This is a genomic window from Serratia sp. AS12, from assembly GCF_000214195.1.
Lineage (GTDB): Bacteria > Pseudomonadota > Gammaproteobacteria > Enterobacterales > Enterobacteriaceae > Serratia > Serratia plymuthica.
The window spans coordinates 2,066,843-2,082,965 of the sequence record NC_015566.1 but is presented as its reverse complement, the minus strand read 5'-3'; the positions used below and the strand labels follow the sequence as shown (position 1 = coordinate 2,082,965).

Here is a 16,123-nt window from a genome sequence, read left to right as displayed (position 1 = left end):
ATTAGAACAGGCATTTAGGGCGCGACATAATGTTGAAAAACCATTTTCTCCAGAACTTCGTACAGAATCTAAAGAGTACAAAATTGGTTTTTACCCCGTTTTTTAGCTATGTAGAGGGCTTTATCGGCTCGGGCCAGTAGTACGTTATGCGGCTGCAGTGGACTAAATTTATGTACTGAAAAACCAACGCTTATCGTTAAATATCCTGTGCTGGAAGCGGAGTGCGGTATTCTCAAATCTCGCACTAATTGACATAGAATTTCGGCGTGTCGAGCTGATTGGCCTTTTGTCATGCCGTTGGAAATAATTACAAATTCTTCGCCGCCATACCTGGCTGCAAAATCAGAGCCTCGCTGGAAAAACTTATTCAAACTATCAGCGACACGTATTAATGCTTCGTCGCCAGCTGGATGTCCATAAATATCATTGAATGACTTGAAGTTATCAACATCAATCATGGCAAGAGTTAATGATTCGCTGTTGCGGCAGGCAATTTTGCATTGAATCTCGAACTGCGTATCAAAAAAACGACGATTATAAATACCTGTCAGTCCATCTTTTATGGATAGTTGTTCGAAGTGCGCCTTCATTTCCTCGAGGGACTGATGCTCCTCACGAAGTTGCTGCTGTATTATCATCCGAGGTGTTACATCTTTTTGTATACCTAAAAAATTGGTTACAACGCCATTTTCATCATGAATTGGAGATATGCTTAACTCATTCCAAAACATCGTTCCATCCTTACGGTAATTTCGCAAGGTTACCAGGCAGTACTCTCCTGTTTTAATGGCGTTGTGAACAATTTCAAGTTCAGGCTGTTCTCGATCGTTTTTTTGCAGGTATCGGCAGTTAATGTTGGTGATTTCTTCAAACGAGTAACCGGTCATGCGCTCAAAAGCTGGATTTACAAAAATCAGCGGATTATCGTCAACGCAATTATCGGAGATGGTGATGCCATCTCGCGAATCCATAACTGCCTGTTTAAGAATTTCAATCTTCATGCAAATTCCGTCAGTAGGATTGAATAGAGAATCGCTGTTTTTAAAGGATATAACATCTAGATAGTACAGTTAATTAACATTGCTTCATCTATAAGTTTAGCCGTTGGAAAAAGACAATGGTTTTTTTATGTTTTCCCTCACCCCGGCTACCGCCGCACCAGCACCCGATCCACCAGCCCCCACTCAACCGCCTCGTCGGCCGTCATAAAACGGTCGCGATCCAGCACGTGTTCAACCTCTTCAGCGCTGTGGCCGCAATGTTCGGCATACAGCCGGACCACCCGCTCCTTGGTGCGCCGCATCTCTTCGGCATGAATAAAAATGTCCGATGCCTGGCCCTGAAAGCCGCCCAACGGCTGATGAACATGCAGGCTGGCATTGGGTAATGCCGCGCGGTGGCCCGGCTCCCCCGCCATCAGCAGAAACGACCCCATAGAGCGGGCGGTTCCCATGCACAGCGTATGCACCTGCGCATTGATGAATCGCATGGTGTCATAAATGGCGAAGCCGCTGGTAATGGCACCGCCGGGTGAGTTGATGTAGAGATGCATGGGTTTTTCCGGGTTCTCCGCCTCGAGGAACAGCAACTGCGCACAGACCAATTCAGCGATGGCGTCGTTGACTTCGCCATTCAGAAAGATGATGCGATCGCGCAACAACCGCGAGTAAATATCAAAGGACCTTTCCCCCTGGCTGGATTGTTCTACCACCGTCGGGACGAGCAGCATCGCTTCACGCATAGGTGAACTCCGTTTTGCAGATACAGTTGATGAATGAAGGGGTCAGGCGGCGCGCATAAGGGGTTGGCCGCTGTCGTTGGCTGCCGTCAGGCGTGCGTCGTCCAATCGATGGATAATGCGCAACAGGCAGCCGCCATCGGCGCCGGGCCGGATTTGCAATGTTACCGTGCTTTCGAGGAATGGCGGTTCGTCATCGCGCATCCGATAGCGGATTTCCTCACCCGGTATCGAAACTACAGGCTCGGCATCGACCAAAACCTGTTGTGGCAACCATTGTTCACGCAACTCAGGGATGCCGATCGCCCGCCAGACTTTCTCCGGCGGTGCGTCGAGCCGGTATTCGAGAACCAAAGGCTCGCCCCGTGTTTCGCAGCCGGTGTCGTTCATTGGTCCATGTCCTTGAGCAAAAGGTTCAACTTGTCTATCTGCGCCGGCCAGAAGGCACGGTATTTATCCAGCCAACGGGCGATCAGCGCCAGACCCTGGGGATCGACTTCGTAATTGACGAAACGCCCTTGCCGCTCTTCGCACACCAGCCCGGCATTGCGCAGCACCGCCAGGTGTTGGGACATGGCCGATTGGCTGATTTGCATGCCTTCGCGCAGCGCACTGGCATTCATGCTGCCAATCGCCAGCTTTTCGAAGATGGCGCGACGGGTGGGATCCGCCAGCGCTTTGAAGATCTCATTTTCATTCATGACTACACATTAGTACTCACTTATCTAATGCGCAAGTTTACAGCACGAAATTCTTATCGACGCGTCTTCGAAGGCCGTCGAAAATTTGCCAGCCACAGGCCGCCCGCTTGCATCAAATACCCCATCACGCCGCCCAGGCATAACGCTTCAATCACCGCCAGCCCGTCGGTCGACGCCCCAAACATGGCACAAGCGCCAATAAAACTGCCAGGCACAAAACCCAGCAGCGGTAAGCGGGACTGCGCGCACAGGGCAAACGAAATCAGGCCGGTCAGAATGCCGCCGTACACTGCGCCCGCCGAGGTCGTTAACAGGATGGCGCCGGCTGCCCACAGCACGCCGCTGATGTTGGCCACCATGCCACGCAGCAAACCGGCCGGGCCTTTATGCGGGATGGCGAAATAGGTCGTGCAGCCTAAAAACCCTATCCAGCCCGCAAGCTGAAGTTGCCCGGCCATCCAGGCCCAGCAACCTGATAAAACCCCGGTGCTTAGCGCCAGGCTGAGCAAGCGTCTGGTATTGCTCATGACGCTATCGTCAACGCGCCCAGGCCGATAAACAACCCGGCGATGGTGGCGCTCATCAGGTTGGACAGCGTCGCCGCCAACAAGGCGCGCATCCCTAAACGGGCGATATCCGAAGCACGCTCCGGCGCAACCGCGCTGAATGCTCCCACCACTACGGCGATCGAACCAAAGTTGGCGAACCCGCACAGGGCAAAGGAAATCACAGCGATGGTTTTGGGATCCAGCGCTGCCGCCGTATCCTTGAGATGCGCCGAGAAGTTCAGGTAAGCGGCGAACTCGTTGATCGCCAATTTTTGGCCAATCAACCCGCCGACCAATCCCGAGTTATCCCAGTTCACGCCCATAATGTAAGCCAGCGGCGAGAACAAATAGCCGAACAGGCTTTCCAGGCTCAGGCTCTGCCAGCCCAACAAACCGCCCACGCCACCGATAAGGCCATTGATCAGGGCAATCAACGCCACAAACGCCATCACCACGGTGGCAACACCAACCGCAATTTTCAGCCCCAGCATGGCACCGCTCGCCGCCGCCTCAATAATGCTCGCCGGGCGTTTGTCACTGAACGACATCTGGCTAAACACCACCTGCGAAGCTTCAGTGGCCGGGCTCAGCATGCGCGCAAACAATATCCCGCCGGGGATCGCCATCAACGAAGCCGCCAGCAAATATTCGATGGGCACGCCCAGCCCGGCATAGCCGACCAACATCGAACCGGCTATCGATGCCATTCCGCTGCAAATCACCGTGAATAGCTCGTTGCGGTTCATCTTGTTGATGAAAGGCTTTAACACCGCCGGCAGTTCGTTTTGCCCCAGAAAGATGGTGGTTACGGCGGCAAAAGCCTCCACCTTGCTGACCCGCAGCATTTTCTGAAAAACATAGCCCAATAGGTTGATCACCCACCCCATCACGCCGAGGTAATAAAGAATCGAGATCAGTGAGGTAATAAATATGATGGCAGGAAGCACATGGAAGGCGAAAACAAACCCGGCGCCATCGAATAAAACGTTCATTTTTGGCCCCACCAATCCGCCAAAAATAAAGGTACTTCCTGCATCACTGTAAGAAATCACTTTATTAACGCCGCTGGCTATCGTATTAACCAGCCATTTCCCCGCCGGGATATAAAGCATAATGGCACCAAGCACTATCTGCAGAAGTAACGCCGCGCCCACTGTTCTTAAACTTATTTTCTTTCGGTTATTGGAAAAAATAAAAGCGATAAGGAGAAGAATACAGATACCCAACAAGCTGCGTAATAAGTCCATAAATCCATCCTTAATTTACCCCTCGTCATTCAAACTGCAGCGCTATTGGCGGCAACTTGAACGTCAAAGGATATAGACAGGTCGATACCTGAAAGGCGTGCGAGACAAAGCGTGCCCCGCCACCTTTCAGGCTGGCTTTTTTATTGATTTATTTACCGGATAAAACTTAAGAAACGGCGAACTCTTATGCCGCAGCCTGCTGGTAGCAACAGGCGATCTGCGCCGCCAGTTTGGCGTTATTGAACACCAATTGAATATTGGCGTTCAGGCTATCGCCGCCGGTCAACTCGGCTACGCGCGCCAGTAAAAATGGCGTGCTGTCTTTGCCATGTACGCCCTGCTCAACGGATTCTTGCACCGCCTGCTCGATGGCGGCATTAATTTTGTCTTCCGGCACCGCATACTGCGCCGGAATAGGGTTGGCGATAACCATGCCGCCGCCCAGGCCAGTCTGCCATTTTGTCGCCATTGCTCGCGCAATTTCCGCCGGTTCATCCAACCGGATGCTCACCGAGAAAGGGCTGGTGCGGCAAAAGAATGCCGGCAGCGTTTGCGTCCGGTAGCCAATCAGCGGCACGCCGTGCGTCTCGAGATATTCGGTAGTCAGCCCTAAATCCAAAATAGACTTGGCGCCGGCGCAGATCACCGCGACATTGGTTCGCGCCAGTTCCTGCAGATCCGCTGAGATATCAAAAGTCTGTTCGGCGCCGCGGTGAACCCCGCCGATACCGCCGGTGGCAAATACGTGGATCCCCGCCATCTCGGCGATAATCATGGTGGAGGCCACGGTCGTGGCGCCGTGCTTGCCGGCGGCGACGATAAACGGCAGATCGCGGCGGCTCACCTTCGCCACGTTATGGCCTTCTTTGCCCAGCAGCTCAATTTCAGCACGCGTTAATCCCGCTTTCATGCGGCCATTTATAATGGCGATCGTGGCGGGCACTGCGCCGTTATCACGGATTTTTTGCTCAACCTCCAACGCGGTTTGCGCGTTCTGCGGATACGGCATGCCATGGGAGATAATGGTGGATTCCAGAGCGACAACCGGGCGCTTATTGGCCAGGGCTTCGGCCACTTCCGCTGAAATATCCAGGTAGTCATGGGTGATAAGGGTCGTTTTCATGATTGAAGCTCCAACAGTTTTTGGACACTGCCATTCGACAGATTAGGGTTATTGGTAAATTCAGATAAAAGCGTTAACGCAGAGCAGCCCTGAGCGAAGCGGACGCTGTCCGCCAGCGTCATGTCCTCCAGCCAACAGTGGGCCAGCCCCGCCATCATGGCATCGCCGGCACCGGTCACATTAACCACGTCGACCATCAGCGGCCGTGACCAGCCGTTTTGCCCGTCGACCTCGCTGTAATAAACGCCTTCAGCCCCCATGCTGAGCGCCAGCCGCTGTACGCCCTGCTGATGGAACCATTGAGCGACCGGTTGCGCATCCTGCGGCCCGCCAATCGTCATGCCGCTGAGGATTTCGGCCTCGAGTCGATTGGGTTTTAAGGTATGAATATGCGAGAGCCAGCTGCGGATTTTTGGCGCTTTAAACGCCGAGACGGTATCGACAAAGATCGGTACGCTGCCGCAATGGCCGAATAACCAGGCCAGCGCCTCCTCGGTGAGGTTGCAGTCAACCACCAGCACGCCCGCATGCTGAATAAGGTCTTTGGACGTCGCTAATAATGCCGGCGTCAGCTTCTCAAGGATCCGCATATCATTAATGGCCACCAGCATTTCACCGCCGGCATCGAGCAACGAGACATAGGTCGACGTATTTTCACCATGCAGCTTGTGGAAACTGTCGATATGCACCCCCGCCAGCTTTGCCTGCTCCAAGAGCGTTTCACCATAAAAATCGTCGCCGACGACGGAAATAAGGTGACATTCACGGCCTAGCAAAGCGACATTCTGTGCAATATTTCTGCCGACGCCGCCGGGGGTACATTTTATTTTTCCGGGGTTAGAGTCTTCATACACTAATTTTGACGAGGAATAACCGCAGACATCCATATTGGTTGAACCTACGGTAACCACGTAGCTGTGCTCCGATAATATGTAGCCCTTTCCTTTTATATATCCTTTATTCATTAAATTCATAATATGTCCTGCAACACCAGAGCGGCTAATACCTAAAACATCGGCAATTTCCTGCTGTGGGATCAAAGGATCGCGTCTCAGAAGCTGCAATATCTGTTTTTCTCTGCTCGTCATATTGGACACTTGTTTGTTTTTAAACATGCGTTTGTTTTATAACGGCCTTAACATTCAGTAAAGCGGCTTTTATATATTCCCATCGAATTTGGGAAGGCGATCGTAATACCGATGAATAAGGTTTCAGCGTGATTTTTGCGATTTACGTCACATCATAAAATCTGCTATTGGCGTTTAACTCAGTCAAAAATAACCATTAGGTATGATGAAGCATTTTATTCTTACAATAATCTCGTAAAAACAAACGGGTAACCGCATTCCTCTCAAAAGCTAACTTTTGTTGGGTTACCTAATTTTTATCGTTTTGAGACGAACGCCCTTTGTTCCGCTTGACGGCAGAAAGAGACCTTTCACGCATTTATCCTGAGAGGTTTGGTCGTCTGAAGGCGACAAACCGCGCAGCCGCGCGGTTTGTTTATGCATTACTGTTTAATCGGGATCACCAGCACGTCGACGTTCAGCTGATTGATGGCATGGCGGGTCGATGAAAACAGGTTGTTCCACAGGTCGTGATGGTGACCGAAGATCGCCAGATCTATCCCTTTATCCACTACCGCGTTCTGCAATTGTTCAATAAAATCCCCGCGCCCGATAATCACCTCGTGGATCGGGTAATTCACATTTTGGGTCATCGGTTCCATCTCTTTCTTGATCTTGTCGGCGAAAGACACGCCGTCGTAGCTTCTCTCCGAGAAACCAATCGCTGCGTGATAGGTATCGTAATGAACGTCCACGTAGATCAGGGAGAGTTTGGCCTTCAGCGCAGCGGCCAGCAACGCGCCTTTTTCAACCAGCCGTTTGCCGTCATCGCTCAGATCGGTGGTAATTAAAATATGTTGATAACACATAGCGCCTCCTGTCATGGACTCGGTAGAGAGCCGAGGCTCCGATATCCCATCAGGGCTATATCGTTATGGTTAATTTTAGTTCAGAAACGCAGCGATCGAACGGGGATATTGGCGGGAATGGCCCCGCTGCCGGGGCCTGAGGGGATCAACGCACGCGCTGCACTTCAAACCACACATTGCAAACCGACAGAATCAGCGTGTTGGCGTCTTTCACCAGCACGTTATCGCCGGGTACGCCTTCGGTGCCTTGATCGGTGATGCCTTTAATCTCGGTGTCGGCGTGCTGGATTGTCACCCGCTCAACCGAAGGCGTGCTGATGCCCAGCATCGGGAAATCAATGTAGGAACTGCTGCCGGAATTGTCCTCGACAAATTCCTGCGCTTCGACCGTGCTGAGGGTAGCGCCCTGATTTTTCAGCGCGGTGCCGTTCCAGCTGAAGCCGTCGGCCTTATAACTGATTTTGCCGCCGACCAGGCTGTTTGCCTGCTTTTCGTCCCAGCAGCCCACGGTTTGCGTCGGCAAAATCTTGCTGACATGCCAGTTGCCCAACAGCGTTTTGGGGATGGGCTCAACTGTCGCCTGCTGGCTCTGATCCGCCGCTTGTACCTGCACCGTCGATACGCAGGCCAACACCACCAGCGGCAGCAGCGCCTTGCTCCAGATGTTAAATCGCATTGTATTTTCCTTTCGTGAATTCTGCCCCTGCCGGGCCTGCGAACATCATAATAACCCGGTGGATCCGCAGTCAAAACAAACCGGAGACCAAGGGCACAAACAGAGCAATCCTATTCCCGTTATTTCACGATCGGCGATACCTGGGCTTGCTCATAGCAAATCGCTATTAATCATAGTGAATCCGTCTTTTGTTTTATCCTGACGTTTACTTAGAGTCATCATCACTGCTTATCCTGCAATAACCAGCAGGCTATTTTGACAAGGACTCTGGGAAAATGACATTTACGCTAAAAAAGCTCGCCGCAACGCTGGCGGTAGCCGGCACCCTTCTGCTCACCGCCTGCGGGCCGGCGGATCAAGACAGCCACCATATTAAGGTCGGCATCAGTTCAGGTATCGATCAATCGATGTGGGCAGTGGTACAGAAGGTCGCCAAACAGAAGTACAACCTGGATGTGGAAGTGGTAACGTTCAATGATTACGTACTGCCCAACGAGGCATTGAACAACGGCGACCTGGATATTAATGCCTTCCAGCACCGGCCTTACCTGGACAAACAAATTCAGGAACGCGGCTACAAACTGGTCGCGGTGGGCAACACCTTCGTTTACCCGATAGCCGGTTATTCGAAAAAAATCGCCTCGCTTAGCCAACTGCCGGACGGCGCGCAGATCGCCGTGCCGAACGATCCCACCAATCTCGGCCGCTCGCTGCTGCTGTTGCAAAAACAGGGGCTGATCGTTCTGAAGGACGGCGTCGGCTTGCTGCCTACCGCGTTGGATATCGTCGGTAACCCGAAGAAATTGAAAATCGTCGAAATCGAAGCGCCACAGTTGCCGCGCGCGCTGGACGATAAACAGGTAGCGCTGGCGATTATCAATACCAACTACGCCAGCCAGATAGGCCTGTCACCGGCCAGGGACGGTCTGTTTGTCGAAGATAAAAACTCGCCTTACGTCAATATCTTCGCCACCCGCATCGATAACAAAGATAGCGAAAACGTGAAGGATTTGGTCAAGGCCTACCAGACCGATGAAGTGGCCGCCAGCGCGGCCGACATCTACAAGGGCGACGCGGTGAAAGGCTGGTAACGCCCTTTATAACGCCAGAGCCAACCAGGGCGCTGCATTAGCAGCGCCCTTCGTATCAGTTACCGTTATTACACCGCGTAGTTAGCTTCAGCCCCGGCAGCGTTACCGCACTGGACGTCGGGTTGGTCAGCGTGAAGGTCACCGTGCCCGCCTCACTGACACAAACCGTACTTTTCACTTTTTTCGGGCTCTGGTTAAACTTCACTCCGTTAGCGACAAACGTGGGCTGCACCGCCGCCAGCTGCGCATCGATATCCAGGCTTGCTCCCGGTGCCAGAGTCACATCCTGAGGCAAGGACGAGACGAGCAGATCGACAAAATCGCCACCGACCCACACCGGATCTTCCCCCACAGATACGCAACTGAACTTGCGCGGCTGCCCCTGCACAGCATTGAAGTTATACACCTCATCGCCCACCCGAACATCAATACCCGTTGGCGGTTGGCTGTCGTAACGAAACTCCCTGCGCCCGTAAGCGGACGCGTCCATCTGTATCCGGCGGATACTGGTGATGCCAATCTGGAACTTGGTTACTGCCGTAAAAGCGGTATCAAACACGTTTTTGCCAATGACGGTGTTAGGGCCGTAGTCACTGCCGATCAGATACAGCCCGGCAAAGGAAGAACTGAGCTGCACAATATTATCGGCGAACACAAAGCTGCCGGGATCGGACAGACGAATATGGCCCTGATTGCTGTCCGTTACCCGATTGCCGACAAAGCTGCCCCCCGCGGCCAGCTTGATATAATTGCTGCCGGAACCGGCACTGGTGAAGGTAGAGCCTTCAAAGAAATTGCCGCTGGTGACGCAGCCGCTGGCGGAAAGGCCAACCTTGCAGTTCAGTACACGGTTGCCGGTAATGGTAGCGCCAGTGGCGGAGATACCGGGGTATTCCGCCGCCGGGCTGGTACCGCAGGTATCCACCTGATTATCGGCAATCAACGTGTATTGCACGAGAATCTCATTCAGCGTGGTGAAGCTGATGCCGTTCTGTACCGTATTGCGCACGGTATTGCCCACGCACTTGCTGCGTTTGATCGGGTTTTTCTGTGGGTTATTGCTCAATTCGCTGTCCACGATGATACCGAAGCGATCGAGAGTATCGACAAAGTTATCCGCCACCTCCCAGTCTTCAATATTGGTGAAGGCGATACCGTAGGAAAGGTTGGTCAGCGAGTTGCCCTGCACCAGCAAATTGCGGAAGAAGGTGGTAGAACCGCCATTTTCGTCATTGAGAGTAATGCCACCACCGCGATGCCCCTGTGCAGTATCGGGTGCGCCAATCGCATCGTACAGGCGGTTATTGAGGATCTTGCCGTCAAAACTGCTGGTCGAAGAGGTCTTCAGTAAAATACCGTCACCGTTATGGTGGTAGATCTCATTGTCGCGCAGCACCCAACGGCGGCTACCGCGCACCGCAATGCCCTCTTCACCCAACTCATGGCATTTATTGCTGACCACCTCGAAGCTTTCCGACTGTCTGATGCTGATCGCATCGGTATGCATAAACAGATCAAGATCGTGCAAACGGAAGCGTTGGCCGCCGTCAACGAACAGCGCGGTGGCCTGTTTCGACCACAGACGGGTCGGATCGCTGCCCTTGCGGGTCAGCGTCAGATCGCCAAACGTAAAGTCGGTTTTATTGACAAACTGCACCATGGTCAATGTGGTTTTATTGTTGTCCAGATAGAGTTGTCCGCCGCCGCCAATCGTGGTGAAACCCGGCGCATCCAAGGGTTCAAACGGCGTTGTCTGATTCTGTTCAACCACATCCGCCAGACGGTAATGTCCTCCCAGCACCATCTTCTGCGGCGATTGTGCGGAAGCGACGCTGTTGGCATAGCTGAACAGCTGCTTCAGTGCGGGATAATCATTGTTGAGGCCATCGCCCACGGCACCGAACATTTCCGGATTCAACACCGAGTCGGCGTCCAGCACCCGCATCCAGCAGTAGGGTGAGCTAGCCGGTTGCGCCACATAAATGCAACCGTCAGGCGTAATGCCGGCGGCAGGAACAGCGACAAAGGTGCCGCCACCCAAAGTGCCCCGGATTTGTTTACCTAGCAGACCTGCTTTGAAAGCAGCAACTTTCATCAGCGATCCGGTGGGTGCCGTTTGTTGGCCCAACGCAATAATATCGATACAGGTGTCAGTCATGATGTGTCTCCTCGCGGTGGCACTATTGCCACTCAATAACTGTATATAAACACAGTCATCAGCGAAATCTCCCCATCGATGACACAACAAAAAAGGAGCTGCAAGCAGCTCCCGAGGTTGATGATAAAATCAGGGCAGGCGCAATACGCAGCGCCCCTGCCAAGGAATCTGGAAAAGGCTTTGGATGGCTACGCCGTCACTGCTTCGCCGCGAATTTTTGCATAGTGGCCGGCGTCACCAGTTCAAACGGGATCCAATAATACGGCTCCAGTTTTTCGCCTTTGATCATCCGCTGCGCTACGTCGACCGAGGCTTTGCCCTGGCCAACGGCGTCCTGGAATACCGTCACCTGCATCTTGCCGGAAGACAGCGCCTTCAGGCCGTCCGGGGTGGCGTCGATGCCGCCGATCAGCACCTTGCTGTCACGCTTGCCGGCCTGCTGCAACGCCATGATCGCGCCAATCGCCATTTCGTCGTTATTGGCGGCGATAATATCGATAGGTTCGCCGTTAGTGACCCAGTTCATCATCAAATCCATGCCTTCGCTACGCGAGTAGTTGGCACTTTGCTTTTGCACGACCTTCATGTTCGGGTACTTCGCGACCACCTGCTCCACGTCTTTGGTACGTTGCAGCGCACCGGCATCGGTCAGGTTACCGATCATGATCGCGACATTGCCCTTGTAGTTCGCCAGGCGCGCCAATTCTTCCATTTGCAGGGTGCCGGACTCTTTCTCGTCGGAACCGACAAACACCACGCCGGAAGGCAACTTGCTGTCGCCCGGCGTGCGGTTCACGTACACCAACGGAATGCCCGCCTTGGTCACCAGTTTGGTGATGGCCGGCGTACCCGCCGAATTAACCGGATCGACAATAATCGCGTCCACGCCGGCACTGATAAAGCTCTGCACCTGATCGGTCTGGCGGCCAACGTCGCCGCGTGCGTCTTCGAACTGCACGGTGATACCGCGTGCCTTGGCTTCTTTGTCTATCGAGTGGCGGATTATGGTCAGGAAGTTCTGGTCAAAATAGGCCATCGACACGCCGATGGTTTCCGCCAGCGCCGAGGTGGAACAGCTGAGCGCCGCCACCAGCACGATTTTTTTTAAGTATTTCATGGTGATTCCCCAGAGATAAAAAAAATACCGCCGGCCAGGCTGCTCCGGCGGAAATTCACGGCAATCAGTGTTTCTTGCGGTTACGGTGCATGTCGATAGACACGGCAGCGACGATAATCACGCCTTTGATAATGTCCTGAATGTAGGAGTCCACACCGATAAAGGTGAAGCCGCTTTTAATCAGCCCGAGGATCACCGCGCCGATCAACGTGCCGGTAATGCGCCCGACGCCGCCCATCAGGCTGCTGCCGCCAATCACCGCCGCGGCGATGGCGTCCAGTTCGTAAGACATCCCCATGCTCGACTGGCCGCTGCTGACGCGTGCCGCCAGCACCACGCCCGCCAACCCCGCCAGACCGCCGGCGATGGTATACACCGTCACCAGGTATTTATTGACGTTGATACCGGATACCCGAGCCGAGGTCATGTTGCCGCCGATGGCGTAGATATACTTGCCGTAACGGGTATGTTTCAGCGCGATATGGAAAATCACCGCAATCACCAGGAAGATGATCACCGGCATCGCACCCTGGCCGATCGAGGTAAAGCCGTCGGACAGGAAGCTGACCGGGTTACCCTGGGTGTAATACTGCGCCAGACCTCGCGCCGACACCATCATGCCCAGAGTGGCGATAAAAGGCGGAATGCCGGTGCGAGTAATCAGAAAACCGTTGATGAAACCGCAAACGATGCCCACCCCTATCCCCGCGCCGATCGGGATCGCCGCAGGTAAATCGAGCAGTGCCGGGTACATCGGTGAAATGCTGTCGGAGGTTTGCGCCAGGCTGGCCGCCACCACCGCCGTCAGCGCAATCAGCGAGCCGGATGAAAGATCGATGCCGGTGGTGATAATGACCTGGGTAACGCCGACGGCGATGATGCCGATAATCGCCACCTGCAGCACGATCAGCAACAGCCGGTTGGGGTTCATCAGGAATGACTGATCGCGGATATACCAGCCGAGAATTTCGAATATCAGCGCGATACCGAGCATCACGATAAAGATGCCGGTATCTTTCGGCATTTTGCCGCTCAGGCCAGAGAACAGTGGCGCTTTACCCGCAAGCGGCTTCTCGATTTTTACATTACTCATGGTGGTTCACCTTTGCGTTATTCAGAGGCCAGCGCCAGGATTTTTTCCTGATCCGCTTCTTCTTTATCCAAAATGCCGGTAATACGGCCACCGTGCATGACCATCACTCGGTCGCTCATGCCGAGGATCTCCGGCAATTCCGAGGACACCAAAATAATGGCGACGCCACGGTTCGCCAGCTCGCTGATCAGGCGATAAATTTCCGCTTTCGCCCCTACGTCGATACCGCGCGTGGGCTCGTCGAGAATCAGTATTTTCGGCTGCGCCAGCAACCAGCGGGCGATAAGCACCTTCTGCTGATTACCGCCGCTCAGGTTATTGATGATTTGATCCATGGTCGGGGTTTTGATGTTGAGCTTTTTGATCTGCTCCATGCAGTCTTTAGCCATTTGCACATGGCTGACAAACCCGTTCTTGCCGATGTATTCCGACAGGTTGACGATACTCATGTTCTCGACCACCGACAGCACCAGAAACAACCCGGACTTTTTGCGATCTTCGGTAAGAAAAGCCAGCCCCAGCTCGATGGCCTTTGAGGGGGAATCAACCTTTGCCGCCTTACCCTCGATAAAGATGTTGCCACCGTCCGCCGGGTGCATGCCGAACAAGCTTTCCATCACCTCGCTGCGGCCTGCGCCCACCAGCCCGGCAACGCCGAGGATCTCGCCGCGTTTAACGCTGAACGAAACATCGTGGAACCAGTCCGAACGCCGCAGCCCTTCGACCCGCAACACTTCCTCGCCGATATTGTTGTTGAACTTGGGAAACATTTGGGTCAGCTCGCGCCCCACCATCATGGTGATCAGCGACTGCTTGGTCAGGTTTTCAGTTTTATCGCAGGCGATAAAGGTGCCGTCGCGGAAAATACTCACCTCATCGGTGATGGCAAAAATCTCGTCCATCTTGTGGCTGATATAAATAATGCCTTTGCCCTGTTCGCGCAGCTCGCGAATGATGGCGAAAAGGTGCCCGACCTCGCTCTCGGTCAGCGCCGAGGTGGGCTCGTCCATAATCAGAATGTCTGCGTTATAGGAAACCGCCTTGGCGATCTCCACCATTTGCTGGCTGGCGATGCTAAGTTCGCCGACCAGGGTCTCCGGTTTTAACTTGATGTTCAGCCGCGCCAGCAGATCGCGGGTTTTCCTGTTCAGCTCGTCATGATTGACGAAGCCAAGCCGCACCGGTTCACGCCCTAGCCAGATGTTTTCCGCCACCGTCATGTAAGGCACCAGGTTAAGCTCCTGGTGAATCATGGAAATACCCGAATGCAGCGCCTGCAGCGTGTCGCTGAAGATCACCGGCTCGCCTTTTATTTTAATGGTGCCTTCATCGGGGTGATAAATGCCGATTAAACATTTCATCAGCGTCGATTTTCCCGCGCCGTTCTCCCCCATTAACGCGTGTACGCTGCCTGGTTTGATTTTAATTGAGACCTTGTCCAGCGCCTTCACGCCGGGAAACTGCTTACTGATGCCTTCAGCCTCAAGAACATAAGGATACATACTGATAACCTCCGCCGTTCGTCAATGCATCCCTGCCGTATTTACCCCCGTGTACCGGGTAAATACGGCCAAGGATATAACCGCGCTGCTTTAACGCTTATTTTCTGTTCTTGTCGGCAAATTCCTGATAATTGGCCTTGGTGATCAGTTGGTAAGGGATCAGCACACTGCTTTCCACCTTCTCGCCTTTCACCAGTTGAATGGCGGTTTGCACCGCGCCCTCACCCTGGCCTTTGGCGTCCTGGAATACGCTCAGCGCCAGATCGCCCTTCTTGATGAATTCCAGCGCGTCCGGAGTGCCGTCAACGCCGGCCACCAGCACGCCGGTTTTCTTCGCCTGCTTCAGCGCCAGGATCGCGCCGATGGCCATTTCGTCGTTGTTGGAGGCAATGGCATCAATCTTCTGACCGGTCAGCACCCAGTCGGTGGTAATGTCGACGGCTTCTTTACGCCCCCACTTGGCGGTTTGTTTGTCGAGGATTTTGATGTCGGGGTATTTGGCCGCCACCTCTTCCACACCGCGAGTACGGTCGCGGGTCGCTTCATTGGACAGTTCCCCCATCAGGATCATCACGTTGCCCTTGCCGTTCATCAGCTTGGCCAACTCTTCCATCTGCAGTTTGCCGGCCAGTTTGGAGTCTGAGCCCACGTAGGCCATGCCCGCCGGCAGCGTGACTTCCGGGCGACGGTTAACGAACACCAATGGGATCTTGGCGCTTTCCGCCAGTTTGATCATCGGTTTCACGCCCTGGGTATCGACCGGGTTGAGGATAATGGCGTCGACACCCTGACTGACAAAGTTTTCGACCTGTTGAATTTGCTGGGCAATATCCCCTTTGGCATCTTCAAACTGACCGCTGACGTTGCCGTCCGCCTTCATTTTGTTCTGCATTGACTGGCGCAGGATGGTGAGGAAGTTGTCATCGAAATAAGCCATTGAAACGCCGATCTTGATGTCTTTTGCCAACACGCTGGCCGGCAACATGCACATCAGTACCGAGGTGACGATCAGTTTCTTCAGCTTCATGTTCTGTACCCTTTAATCGTTAGAATGAAGATGCCTGTTGATTTGACAGCTAATGAAAAATATTTTTTACATTCAAACAACAATCCGGTCGATGTTATCCCTTTGATACGGCAGATTTACCGCTTTTTCTGCGTATTCGGGCGGTGTGTGAAATTTTGATCGATAT

At 53.5% G+C, this 16,123-nt stretch carries 16 protein-coding genes; 1 reads left to right on the top strand and 15 read right to left on the bottom strand.

The genetic code is table 11. The features are described from left to right. Nucleotides 1–68: 68 nt before the first annotated feature. From SERAS12_RS09735 to SERAS12_RS09690, 10 genes are all read right to left on the bottom strand, one after another. Complete coding sequence (locus SERAS12_RS09735) at nucleotides 69–1,001, bottom strand: GGDEF domain-containing protein (RefSeq protein ID WP_013812501.1); 933 nt, start codon at nucleotides 999–1,001, stop codon at nucleotides 69–71. A gap of 146 nt (nucleotides 1,002–1,147) precedes the next feature. Further along, complete coding sequence (locus tag SERAS12_RS09730; protein WP_013812500.1) at nucleotides 1,148–1,741, bottom strand: ATP-dependent Clp protease proteolytic subunit; 594 nt, start codon at nucleotides 1,739–1,741, stop codon at nucleotides 1,148–1,150. Nucleotides 1,742–1,783: 42 nt separating this feature from the next. Then, on the bottom strand, nucleotides 1,784–2,128 hold the full coding sequence (locus tag SERAS12_RS09725) for an SRPBCC domain-containing protein (RefSeq protein ID WP_013812499.1): 345 nt from the start codon (nucleotides 2,126–2,128) through the stop codon (nucleotides 1,784–1,786). Continuing rightward, the gene (locus SERAS12_RS09720) at nucleotides 2,125–2,439 is read right to left on the bottom strand and encodes a helix-turn-helix transcriptional regulator (RefSeq protein WP_013812498.1); all 315 of its coding nucleotides are present in this window, start codon (nucleotides 2,437–2,439) and stop codon (nucleotides 2,125–2,127) included. Before SERAS12_RS09720 ends, SERAS12_RS09725 begins: the two co-directional genes overlap by 4 nt. Before the next feature lie 53 nt (nucleotides 2,440–2,492). Further along, nucleotides 2,493–2,966, bottom strand: coding sequence for a DUF1097 domain-containing protein (locus tag SERAS12_RS09715; protein ID WP_013812497.1), 474 nt, complete (start codon nucleotides 2,964–2,966; stop codon nucleotides 2,493–2,495). Further along, nucleotides 2,963–4,234, bottom strand: coding sequence for a NupC/NupG family nucleoside CNT transporter (locus tag SERAS12_RS09710; RefSeq protein ID WP_013812496.1), 1,272 nt, complete (start codon nucleotides 4,232–4,234; stop codon nucleotides 2,963–2,965). Before SERAS12_RS09710 ends, SERAS12_RS09715 begins: the two co-directional genes overlap by 4 nt. A gap of 184 nt (nucleotides 4,235–4,418) precedes the next feature. After that, a complete protein-coding gene (locus SERAS12_RS09705; protein WP_004943178.1) occupies nucleotides 4,419–5,357 on the bottom strand; it encodes a pseudouridine-5'-phosphate glycosidase in 939 nt (312 codons plus the stop codon). Beyond that, the gene (locus tag SERAS12_RS09700; RefSeq protein WP_041416049.1) at nucleotides 5,354–6,472 is read right to left on the bottom strand and encodes a PfkB family carbohydrate kinase; all 1,119 of its coding nucleotides are present in this window, start codon (nucleotides 6,470–6,472) and stop codon (nucleotides 5,354–5,356) included. Before SERAS12_RS09700 ends, SERAS12_RS09705 begins: the two co-directional genes overlap by 4 nt. A 395-nt stretch (nucleotides 6,473–6,867) precedes the next feature. Beyond that, entirely contained in the window at nucleotides 6,868–7,293 is a 426-nt protein-coding gene (locus tag SERAS12_RS09695; RefSeq protein ID WP_013812494.1) for a universal stress protein, read from the bottom strand. A 145-nt stretch (nucleotides 7,294–7,438) separates the two neighbouring features. Then, the gene (locus tag SERAS12_RS09690) at nucleotides 7,439–7,969 is read right to left on the bottom strand and encodes a hypothetical protein (RefSeq protein WP_013812493.1); all 531 of its coding nucleotides are present in this window, start codon (nucleotides 7,967–7,969) and stop codon (nucleotides 7,439–7,441) included. Between the two features lie 275 nt (nucleotides 7,970–8,244). Here SERAS12_RS09690 and SERAS12_RS09685 point away from each other — a divergent pair, with 275 nt between their 5' ends. Further along, the gene (locus tag SERAS12_RS09685) at nucleotides 8,245–9,060 is read left to right on the top strand and encodes a MetQ/NlpA family lipoprotein (protein ID WP_013812492.1); all 816 of its coding nucleotides are present in this window, start codon (nucleotides 8,245–8,247) and stop codon (nucleotides 9,058–9,060) included. Between the two features lie 55 nt (nucleotides 9,061–9,115). On the opposite strand, the gene SERAS12_RS09680 is transcribed toward SERAS12_RS09685, so the two are convergent. From SERAS12_RS09680 to SERAS12_RS09660, 5 genes are all read right to left on the bottom strand, one after another. Continuing rightward, a complete protein-coding gene (locus SERAS12_RS09680; RefSeq protein ID WP_013812491.1) occupies nucleotides 9,116–11,218 on the bottom strand; it encodes a right-handed parallel beta-helix repeat-containing protein in 2,103 nt (700 codons plus the stop codon). 196 nt (nucleotides 11,219–11,414) lie between these two features. After that, nucleotides 11,415–12,335, bottom strand: coding sequence for a sugar ABC transporter substrate-binding protein (locus SERAS12_RS09675; RefSeq protein WP_013812490.1), 921 nt, complete (start codon nucleotides 12,333–12,335; stop codon nucleotides 11,415–11,417). Nucleotides 12,336–12,399: 64 nt separating this feature from the next. Next, nucleotides 12,400–13,428, bottom strand: a complete 1,029-nt coding sequence (locus SERAS12_RS09670) for an ABC transporter permease (protein WP_013812489.1) — start codon at nucleotides 13,426–13,428, stop codon at nucleotides 12,400–12,402. Nucleotides 13,429–13,445: 17 nt separating this feature from the next. Then, nucleotides 13,446–14,930: a sugar ABC transporter ATP-binding protein gene (locus tag SERAS12_RS09665; protein WP_013812488.1), complete on the bottom strand. Its 1,485-nt coding sequence runs from the start codon at nucleotides 14,928–14,930 to the stop codon at nucleotides 13,446–13,448. Nucleotides 14,931–15,027: 97 nt separating this feature from the next. After that, complete coding sequence (locus SERAS12_RS09660; RefSeq protein ID WP_013812487.1) at nucleotides 15,028–15,957, bottom strand: sugar ABC transporter substrate-binding protein; 930 nt, start codon at nucleotides 15,955–15,957, stop codon at nucleotides 15,028–15,030. Nucleotides 15,958–16,123 lie beyond the last annotated feature (166 nt).

Coding starts and splice junctions, on each gene's coding strand:
- SERAS12_RS09710 (WP_013812496.1), bottom strand. CDS start 4,234: ATGGACTTATTACGCAGCTTGTTGGGTATCTGTATTCTTCTCCTTATC.
- SERAS12_RS09725 (WP_013812499.1), bottom strand. CDS start 2,128: ATGAACGACACCGGCTGCGAAACACGGGGCGAGCCTTTGGTTCTCGAA.
- SERAS12_RS09720 (WP_013812498.1), bottom strand. CDS start 2,439: ATGAATGAAAATGAGATCTTCAAAGCGCTGGCGGATCCCACCCGTCGC.
- SERAS12_RS09685 (WP_013812492.1), top strand. CDS start 8,245: ATGACATTTACGCTAAAAAAGCTCGCCGCAACGCTGGCGGTAGCCGGC.
- SERAS12_RS09665 (WP_013812488.1), bottom strand. CDS start 14,930: ATGTATCCTTATGTTCTTGAGGCTGAAGGCATCAGTAAGCAGTTTCCC.
- SERAS12_RS09715 (WP_013812497.1), bottom strand. CDS start 2,966: ATGAGCAATACCAGACGCTTGCTCAGCCTGGCGCTAAGCACCGGGGTT.
- SERAS12_RS09695 (WP_013812494.1), bottom strand. CDS start 7,293: ATGTGTTATCAACATATTTTAATTACCACCGATCTGAGCGATGACGGC.
- SERAS12_RS09670 (WP_013812489.1), bottom strand. CDS start 13,428: ATGAGTAATGTAAAAATCGAGAAGCCGCTTGCGGGTAAAGCGCCACTG.
- SERAS12_RS09680 (WP_013812491.1), bottom strand. CDS start 11,218: ATGACTGACACCTGTATCGATATTATTGCGTTGGGCCAACAAACGGCA.
- SERAS12_RS09705 (WP_004943178.1), bottom strand. CDS start 5,357: ATGAAAACGACCCTTATCACCCATGACTACCTGGATATTTCAGCGGAA.
- SERAS12_RS09730 (WP_013812500.1), bottom strand. CDS start 1,741: ATGCGTGAAGCGATGCTGCTCGTCCCGACGGTGGTAGAACAATCCAGC.
- SERAS12_RS09700 (WP_041416049.1), bottom strand. CDS start 6,472: ATGTTTAAAAACAAACAAGTGTCCAATATGACGAGCAGAGAAAAACAG.
- SERAS12_RS09675 (WP_013812490.1), bottom strand. CDS start 12,335: ATGAAATACTTAAAAAAAATCGTGCTGGTGGCGGCGCTCAGCTGTTCC.
- SERAS12_RS09690 (WP_013812493.1), bottom strand. CDS start 7,969: ATGCGATTTAACATCTGGAGCAAGGCGCTGCTGCCGCTGGTGGTGTTG.
- SERAS12_RS09660 (WP_013812487.1), bottom strand. CDS start 15,957: ATGAAGCTGAAGAAACTGATCGTCACCTCGGTACTGATGTGCATGTTG.
- SERAS12_RS09735 (WP_013812501.1), bottom strand. CDS start 1,001: ATGAAGATTGAAATTCTTAAACAGGCAGTTATGGATTCGCGAGATGGC.